Below are 8329 nucleotides of genomic sequence, written 5' to 3'. Positions count from 1 at the left end.
TTACTATCCCCCCGGCCCGGGGGGCGGCGCCTCGCCCCCCCCCGGGGGTGGGGGCCGGGGGGGGGCGGGCGCCCGGGGGGGGCGGCGTCAGCGGCCCCCCCCCCCCCCCCCGCGCCGGGGTGTTCAGCGGGACGGGCCGGACGGCGGGCCCGTCGGCGCGCGCCGGTCAGAACCAGTGCAGGGCGAACGGCGGGCGGTCGGTGCGGAAGAGGGTGTCGGCGAGGGCGGCGGCCTCGGGGTGGTGGGCGCGGATGTGGCCGGCCCGGACCAGGGTGCTCGGGGCGGTGCCGCCGAGGTAGACGGAGCCGAGGTCGCTGACGTCCAGCGAGAGGTCCGGCTCCCGGTCGGTCGGGACGCACTCGGCCCGGCCGTCCCGGACGGCCAGCAGGTAGCGGTTCCGCTCGCCGAGGAACCGGTCCTCGACGTCGAGGACGAGCTCGCCGTCGGCGAACCAGCCGCGCGCGGCCAGGGCGCGCGGGACGTCCAGCAGGCGCACCCAGAGCCAGTCCGTCTCCCCGGACACCTCGCCCGCGCGGAAGTCCGCGAGCTGCCAGGGCAGCGGGTGCCCGGTCGGGAGGTGCTTGAACACGATCTGGGTCACCAGGTCGTGCTGGAGCACGAACCGGGCCAGGGCCGTGAAGGCGGCGTCGTCGACGGCGATGGTCTCGTCCACGGTCAGGACGACCGCCTTGGTCACGGGGTCGTAGTCGCCCCGCGAGTAGCTCGCGTACCCGTCCGGCACGCCGTCGGCGTCGCGGTGGACCGCGACGTAGCGCGGTGCCGGGGCGATCGGCGGCTGCCCCGCGCGCAGGGCCCACCAGCGGTGCGGGCGCGACACCGCGCCGGGCTGCGTCCGCCGGTAGCGGTCGTAGACCTCCTCCATGAGGTCGACGCACTGCTCCCGCCGCAGCAGCTCGACCGTGCCGGTGTCCGCCCCGCCCGCCCTGGGGGCGGCGAGCGCCGAGCGGTGGCGCGGCACCGCCAGCCGCCGGGTGTACGTCGCCGGGCCGTAGCCGAACCGGCGGTAGATCACGGCTTCGGAGGCCAGCAGCACCGCGAGGAACTCCCCCCGCTCCCGCACGTCCGCGAGCTGGTGCCGCATCATCGCGGTGAGCACGCCCTGGCGCCGGTGCGTGGGCAGCACGCCGACGGTGGTCACCCCGGCGGCCGGGACGAGGGCGCCGCCGGGCAGGGTGAGCTCGAAGGAGTACGCGCCGGCCGTGCCGATCGGCCGCCCGTCGTCCGACACCGCCATCACACCCCGGTCCATCTCCAGGGCCGACCACCAGACGCCGCCGCCGTCCTCGGCCGGCGTGTCCCGGACGAGCCCGAACGGGGTGAGGAGGGTGTCGACGAAGACGTCGTGGTCCTGCTCGGTGGTGGAACGGATCTCCATGAGTGCGGCTGCCTCCCCTGGTCGCGGCACCGCGGCGCGCGGTGCCCGGCTCAGTGGAACGCCCCCGGGTGGCCCGGTCAAGCGATTTACCGGCGGCCCGTCCGTCGGCCGTCCTCACGCGTGGCGCAGGGCCGGGCGGGCGAGGAGGCCGAGGAGGGCGCCGAGGGCGAGACCGAGGACGGAGTCCAGGGCGTCCTGGCCGTCGCAGGCGCGGCCCAGGGCGGGCACGGCGTACTGGGCGGCCTCCAGGGCGAAGGGGAGGAAGGCGCCGCCGAGGAGCACGGCGCCGGCCCGCCGCCGGGAGCCGGTCAGGGCGGCGGCCAGGCCGATCGGGGCGAACATCAGGACGGCGAGGTCGGCCTGCCGCGAGGTGAACCACTCCCCCGGCGGGCGCAGGCGCAGGCCGTCGAGCGCGCAGTGGTGGACGACGCCCGCCCAGGAGGGGTCCTGCCAGAACGGGCGCGGGTGCTCGGGGAGCAGGGTCAGCGTGGCCACCCCGCCGAGGGCGAGCAGCAGGACGAAGCCGACCGCCCAGTGGGTGCGCAGCAGCCGCCCGACCGGGCGGTTCAGCAGTGCCGCCGGGACGAGCGAGGCGAGCAGCCCGGGCCAGAACATCGGCAGCCCGTTCAACACGGTTCTGATCACGCCCGCACGGACGCGGCCGGCGCCCCCGCGGTTCTCCCCGGGGCGGCGTCCGCCGTCGACCGATCCTTGAACTGATGGACTGTTAGAGTCGGCTGGCATGCCGACCGAGGGGGTAGGTCACCCGATGAAGCACCGTCCGATCACGGTCGCCGTGAGCGTTGCCGCCGCCGTCCTGATCGCCGTCGCGTTCCGGCCGGCGGACCACGCGCCGAAGCCCGCCGGGCCGGGGCCCGCCCACGCGCCTTCCGCGATGCCCCCGGCGCCCGGAGCCGAGGACGGCTCCGCCGCCTTCACCCGGTACGTCGAGCAGCAGGGCACCGAGGAGGAGCGGGCGGCCGTCCTCGGCCACGTCACCCGGCTCAACCGGGCCGTGCCGCAGGACGACCACGTCAACACCTACCTGGCCACCGACTTCGCCGAGAACGTCGACGCCCGGACCCGTACCATCGTCCGCGCCTACCTGAGGTGGGCCGGGCCGAACGAACCGGGCCGGATGCTCGTCCTCTACAACGGCGCCGGCGGGGTGATGGGCGCGGTCCGCGTCGCCGACTGGAGCTGACCTCAGGCGGCCCGCCCGCCCGCCATCGCGTCGCGCACCCCGCGCGACAGCCGCTCGGCCACCGCGGCGACCAGCGCGCGCGGGCGGCGCGGCGCGAGGTGGGCGCCGACCAGGTTGCCCAGGCCGGGCACGACGTAGGCGCGGTCGGCGTCCAGCGCCCGCAGCGCCGTCCGGACGACCGGCTCCGGGGTGGTGAAGCCGCCGGTGACGGCGGCCTTCCGGGTGCCGATCACGTCGAAGAACCCGGTCTCCACCGGGCCCGGGCACACCGCCAGGACCCGGATGCCGCGCCGCCGGTACTCCTGGCGCAGCGCGAGGCTGAAGTTGAGCACGAAGGCCTTCGACGAGCCGTAGACGGCGAAGTACGGGGTCGGCTGGAAGGCCGCCGTGGACGCCACGTTGACCACCGCGCCCCGGCCGCGGGCGAGCATGCCGGGCAGCAGTTCATGGGTGAGGTCGACGGGCGCGACGACGTTGACCATCAGCTGGTCGTGGTCGCGCCGCGGGTCGATCCCCTCGAACCGGCCGCAGGTGCCGAAGCCGGCGTTGTTGACCAGCAGGTCCACCGCCAGGCCGCGGTCGGCGAGTTCGGCGCCCACCCGGCGGGCGGCGTCATGGGCGGAGAGGTCCTGGACGAGGACGTGGGCGGTGACGCCGTGGGCCTCGCCGAGGCGCTCGGCGAGGTCGTGCAGGCGGTCGGCGGAGCGGGCGAGCAGGACGAGGTCGTGGCCGCGCGCGGCCAGCTGGGCGGCGAACTCGGCGCCGAGACCGGAGGAGGCGCCGGTGATCAGAGCAGTGGTGGCGGTACGCACGGTGGTGCTCCTTGTTCTCGCGATGTGTGACACGAGAGTATCGGATAATCACAAAGATGCGACACCAATGTTTCAGTTAATCGGCGAACCGTTCCCCCGCTGTACCGTTCCCCGGGTACGCCAGAGCTGGAGGCACACCATGAGCAACACGCCCGGACGCCCGCTGCGCGCCGACGCCGAGCGCAGCGTCCGCGCGATCCTCGCGGCGGCGGAACGCGTCCTGGCCGAGACCCCGGGCGCGTCCATGGAGCAGATCGCGGAGGCGGCCGGCGTCACCCGGACCACCGTCCACCGCCGGTTCGCCAACCGGCAGGCGCTGGTCGACGCGCTCGCCGCCGAGGCCGCGGCCAAGCTCGCCGAGGCCATCGAGGACGGCCGCCCGGAGACCGCCCCGCCACTGGTCGCCCTGCACCGCGCGACGGCCAACGTGCTGCGGGTGAAGGCGGCCTGGGGCTTCGCGCTGGGGCCGGCGGCCGCACAGAGCGAGCAGGCCGCGCGGACGCACGAGGAGATCGCCCGCCGCTGCGTCGACCTGCTCGGCCGGATCCGCGAACAGGGCGTGATCGCCGCGGACGCCGACCTGGAGTGGGTGCGCCGGGTCTTCTACGCGCTCATCGGCGAGGCCCTGCACGGCGGTGCCGGAGCGGCGCCGGCCGACCCCGCCGACCCCGACGCCCTGGCGGCCCGGATCGTCGACACCCTGCTCCACGGCGTGGGGCCGCGCACCGCGCGCTGACCCTCCCACCGACGCGCGGGGCGGCGCGCTCGCCGTCCCGCCCGGCCGGTCCGCCCGCCGCCGGGCATCGCCTTCCCAACCTCCCTAAATCACACGACAATCAGCCATATCACTCGATCGAGGGAACTATCGCCCGAGTCCCCACTTTTCCGGCCCGATGGGGGAACATCGGCACGTCCGCGCCCGAACGACCTTCGTCCGGGCGGCAGAAACCGCCCCCTGGGACCAGCCCGTGACTACCTCCGCCCCCGTGTGGGACTGCCCCTTCAACCACACCGACGGCCTGGAGTTCGACCCTCTGCTCAAGCGCCTGCTGACCGAGGAGCCGATCGCCAGGATCCGCCTTCCGCACGGCGAGGGCGAGGCCTGGCTCGCCACCCGCTACGAGGACGTCCGGGTGGTCACCACCGACCGCCGGTTCAGCCGCGCCGCCGGCATCGGCCGTGACCTGCCCCGGATGACGCCCGCCCCGATCGCGCAGGTCGAGTCGATCAACCTGATGGACCCGCCGGCCCACAACCGGCTCCGCCGACTGGTCGCCCAGGGCTTCACCAACCGCCAGGTGGAGCGGATGCGCCCGCACACCCAGCGCGTCGTCGACGGCTACTTCGACGAGATGGAGGAGCACGGCGCACCCGCCGACCTCGTCCGCTTCCTCTCCGCCCGACTGCCGCTCACCACCATCTGCGAACTCCTCGACATCCCCGCCGGGGACCGCGCCGAACTCCGCGGCCACGCCGTCGCGATGATGTCCATGGGACCGGAGAGCGGCACGGGCCAGGTGAACGCCAAGGCCGCGCTGCGCGCCTACTTCGCCGAGCTCACCGCCGCCCGCCGCCGCTCGCCCGGCGAGGACCTCATCAGCGCGCTCGCCACCGCCCGGGACGGCGCCGAGCTGCTGGACGACGACGAACTCGCCGTCATGGCCATGGTCCTGCTGGTCACCGGCCACGACACCAGCACCTACCAGCTCTCCAACATCACCTACACCCTGCTCACCCACCCCGAGCAGCTGGCCAAGCTCCGCGCCCAGCCGGACCTGCTGCCGCGCGGCCTGGAGGAGCTGCTGCGCTTCATCCCGTTCCGCCAGGGGGTCGGCATCGCCCGGGTCGCCACCGAGGACGTCGAGCTCGGCGGGGTGCTGATCCGGGCCGGCGAGCCGGTGCACGTCTCCTACCTGGCCGCCAACCGCGACCCGGCGGTGTACGAGCGGCCCGACGAGCTCGACCTCGACCGCGGCGCGCCCACCCACATGACCTTCGGCTACGGCACCCACCACTGCCTGGGCTCCCACCTGGCCCGGATGGAGCTCCAGGTGGCCATCGGCACCCTGCTGAACCGGTTCCCCGGGCTGCGGCTCGCCGTGCCGCCCGCCGAGCTGGACTGGCAGACCGGCTCGATCTGGCGCTACCCGCAGACCCTGCCGGTCGCCTGGTGACCCCCCACCGCCCCCAGCCGCATCCGTAGACCCAGGCCCGCCCGACGGGAGATCCACCCATGGCAACACTCTGCAGACCCGCCATCGCCGTTCCCGAGCACGTCATCACGCTCGACGAGACCCTCGACCTGGCCCGCACCCTGCACGCCGACCACCCGCAACTCGGCCTCGCGCTGCGGCTGATCGAGAACACCGGGGTGCGGACCAGACACCTGGTCCAGCCCATCGAGCAGACCCTGCGCCACCCCGGCTTCACCGTCCGCAACGCCGTCTACGAGCGGGAGGCCAAGCGCCGCGTCCCCGAGGTGGTCGAGCGCGCCCTCGACCACGCCGAGCTCACCGCCCGGGACGTCGACCTCATCCTCTACGTGTCCTGCACCGGCTTCATGATGCCCTCGCTGACCGCGTGGCTGATCAACGAGATGGGGTTCCGCTCCGACACCCGGCAGCTGCCGATCGCCCAGCTGGGCTGCGCGGCCGGCGGCGCCGCCGTCAACCGGGCGCACGACTTCTGCCGCGCCTACCCCGGCGCCAACGTGCTGATCGTCGCCTGCGAGTTCTGCTCGCTCTGCTACCAGCCCACCGACATCGGAGTCGGCTCGCTGCTCTCCAACGGCCTGTTCGGCGACGCGATCGCCGCCGTCGTGCTGCGCGGCCGCGGCGGCACCGGCGTCCACCTGGAGCGCAACGGCTCGCACCTGGTGCCGGACACCGAGAACTGGATCTCCTACGGGGTCAAGGACACCGGCTTCCACTTCCAGCTCGACAAGCGCGTCCCCGGCACGATGGAGATGCTCGCCCCCGCCCTGCGCGCGCTGGCCATCGAGCACGCCTGGGACGTCTCGGGCCTCGGCTTCTACATCGTGCACGCGGGCGGTCCGCGGATCCTCGACGACCTCTGCCACTTCCTCAACCTGGAGCCGGCCGCGTTCCGGTTCTCCCGGGCCACGCTCACCGAGCGCGGCAACATCGCCAGCGCCGTGGTCTTCGACGCGCTGGCCCGGATGTTCGAGGAGGGCGGGGTCGAGGACGGCACCCAGGGGCTGATCGCGGGCTTCGGTCCTGGCATCACCGCCGAGATCTCGCTGGGCAGTTGGGTCGGCACCTCGCTGGAGGCGGTGGTCCCGCGCCGGTCGCGCGCGATGGACACCGCGGAGCTGACGCTCGCTCACCGGACGGCCACCCTACTGCGTCCGGCCGGGACTACGATCACCGAATGACCGAAACCACGGGTACCACCGGCACCACCGAGACCACGGAGAACGGCGGGGCCGCCCCGACACCGGACGGCGCCGGAGCCCCGCCGATCCCCAGACCGTCCCGCCCCGCCGAGGCCGGCCGGACCCCCTCGGGAACCGGCCGCGCCGACGAGCTGGCCGCCCGCTTCCCCGCGCTGCACGCCCCGCAGTACTGGGCCTGGGGCCGCTACGACGCGCAGTTCTCCACCGTCCTGCCGCCGGACGAGCTGGTCACCAACATCCACCTGGTGGGGTTCACCGACGGCGGCCGGGTGGTGCTCTGCCGCGACGAGCGCGACCACTGGTTCCTGCCCGGCGGCACCCGCGAGCACGGGGAGTCGGTGGACTCCTGCCTGGTCCGCGAGCTGCGCGAGGAGGCCGGCGCCCGGCTGCTCGGCGAACCGGTCTGGCTGGGCGCGCACCGCTGCGTGACCGACGACCCGGTGCCCTACCGGCCCTGGCAGCCGCACCCCGAGAAGGCCTGGCTCTGGGGCTGGGCCGAGATCACGGTGGACTCCGTGCCGACCAACCCGGACGACGGCGAGCAGGTGGTCGAGGTCCGCGCGACGGACCCGGCCGAGGCCCAGCGGCTGCTGCTGCACGGCCACGACGCGTGGTGGGGCGAGCTGATCGCGCTGGCGGTGGAGCTGCGGTCGGATCCGCGCTGATCCGCGCCCGCTCCCCCCGCTCCCGGGGAGGCGCCGGAGGACCGCCGGAGGACCGCCGGAGGACCGCCGGAGAGCTGGCGGAGGGCCGTCGGAAGACCACCGGAATGGCGCAGCAGCGGGCCGCGGTGCCCGAGGTCCGGTGGTATGACTCGAAGGGACTCGGGTCCTTCTCGGGCCCGCACCGACGGGAGCCGTCATGGACAACTACCCGCTGCTCAACATCTTCTGGACGATGCTGGAGCTGTTCCTCTGGATCCTCTGGTTCTTCCTGCTCTTCAAGATCATCACGGACATCTTCCGCAGCCATGACATGGGCGGCTGGGCCAAGGCCGGCTGGATGATCCTGGTGATCCTGCTGCCGCTGATCGGTGTGCTGGTGTACGTCATCGCGCGCGGCAAGGGCATGGGTGAACGCGACATCGCCCAGGCCCAGAAGGCCGACGCCGCGTTCAAGGCGTACATCCGCGACGCGGCGGCCGGCCCCGGGGAGGGGGCCGCGCAGGCGCCGCCCGGCCGGAGCCACGTCGAGGACCTGGCCAAACTGGCCGACCTCAAGGCCAGCGGGGCCATCTCCGAGGAGGAGTACCAGAAGGCGAAGGACAAGCTGCTGGTGTGAGGCCGCCGGATACCGGGCCCCGGCCCAGCACCGCCTGGCTCAGCGCCGCCCGGAACGGCGGTCGCCGGAGCGGCGGTCGTCCGCCGAGCCTCCGCCGGCCAGCCCGGCCCGGCGCAGCGCGTCCGCCATGGCGCTGTTGCCCAGCGGCGCCGAGCCGCCGGAGCCGCCCGAGCCGCCCCGGTCGCGGCGGTCCTGCCCGCGCCCGCCGCCCTGCCCGCCCT

10 protein-coding genes are annotated in these 8329 nt (G+C 74.5%); 6 read left to right on the top strand and 4 right to left on the bottom strand.

The window, feature by feature from the left end:
- Positions 1-166: 166 nt before the first annotated feature.
- Positions 167-1396 (bottom strand): GNAT family N-acetyltransferase, encoded by a 1230-nt coding sequence (locus ACFVFS_RS39910; RefSeq protein WP_380629976.1) that lies wholly within the window; start codon positions 1394-1396, stop codon positions 167-169.
- Positions 1397-1510: 114 nt separating this feature from the next.
- On the bottom strand, positions 1511-2041 hold the full coding sequence (locus ACFVFS_RS39905; protein WP_380629975.1) for a hypothetical protein: 531 nt from the start codon (positions 2039-2041) through the stop codon (positions 1511-1513).
- A gap of 124 nt (positions 2042-2165) precedes the next feature.
- Here ACFVFS_RS39905 and ACFVFS_RS39900 point away from each other — a divergent pair, with 124 nt between their 5' ends.
- Positions 2166-2600 carry a hypothetical protein gene (locus tag ACFVFS_RS39900; protein ID WP_380629973.1) on the top strand — a complete coding sequence of 145 codons (435 nt, stop codon included), beginning with the start codon at positions 2166-2168 and terminating at the stop codon, positions 2598-2600.
- Between the two features lie 2 nt (positions 2601-2602).
- Here ACFVFS_RS39900 and ACFVFS_RS39895 read toward each other — a convergent pair whose 3' ends face one another.
- Complete coding sequence (locus ACFVFS_RS39895) at positions 2603-3412, bottom strand: SDR family NAD(P)-dependent oxidoreductase (protein WP_380629971.1); 810 nt, start codon at positions 3410-3412, stop codon at positions 2603-2605.
- Between the two features lie 139 nt (positions 3413-3551).
- On the opposite strand from ACFVFS_RS39895, the gene ACFVFS_RS39890 reads away from it, so the two are divergent.
- From ACFVFS_RS39890 to ACFVFS_RS39870, 5 genes are all read left to right on the top strand, one after another.
- Positions 3552-4148, top strand: a complete 597-nt coding sequence (locus ACFVFS_RS39890) for a TetR/AcrR family transcriptional regulator (RefSeq protein WP_380629969.1) — start codon at positions 3552-3554, stop codon at positions 4146-4148.
- A gap of 232 nt (positions 4149-4380) precedes the next feature.
- On the top strand, positions 4381-5586 hold the full coding sequence (locus tag ACFVFS_RS39885) for a cytochrome P450 (protein WP_380629967.1): 1206 nt from the start codon (positions 4381-4383) through the stop codon (positions 5584-5586).
- A 59-nt stretch (positions 5587-5645) separates the two neighbouring features.
- Positions 5646-6806, top strand: a complete 1161-nt coding sequence (locus ACFVFS_RS39880; RefSeq protein ID WP_380629965.1) for a type III polyketide synthase — start codon at positions 5646-5648, stop codon at positions 6804-6806.
- Positions 6803-7492, top strand: a complete 690-nt coding sequence (locus ACFVFS_RS39875; RefSeq protein ID WP_380629964.1) for an NUDIX domain-containing protein — start codon at positions 6803-6805, stop codon at positions 7490-7492. The genes ACFVFS_RS39880 and ACFVFS_RS39875 overlap by 4 nt, the downstream gene beginning before the upstream one ends.
- A gap of 196 nt (positions 7493-7688) precedes the next feature.
- Positions 7689-8108, top strand: coding sequence for an SHOCT domain-containing protein (locus tag ACFVFS_RS39870; protein ID WP_380629962.1), 420 nt, complete (start codon positions 7689-7691; stop codon positions 8106-8108).
- 39 nt (positions 8109-8147) lie between these two features.
- Here the strand turns inward: ACFVFS_RS39870 and ACFVFS_RS39865 are convergent.
- Positions 8148-8329: hypothetical protein (locus tag ACFVFS_RS39865; protein ID WP_380629960.1), on the bottom strand; the 182-nt coding region annotated here is incomplete at its 5' end.

This window comes from Kitasatospora sp. NPDC057692 (genome assembly GCF_042799475.1).
GTDB lineage: Bacteria > Actinomycetota > Actinomycetes > Streptomycetales > Streptomycetaceae > Kitasatospora.
This window is presented reverse-complemented; position numbering and strand designations above follow the sequence as displayed.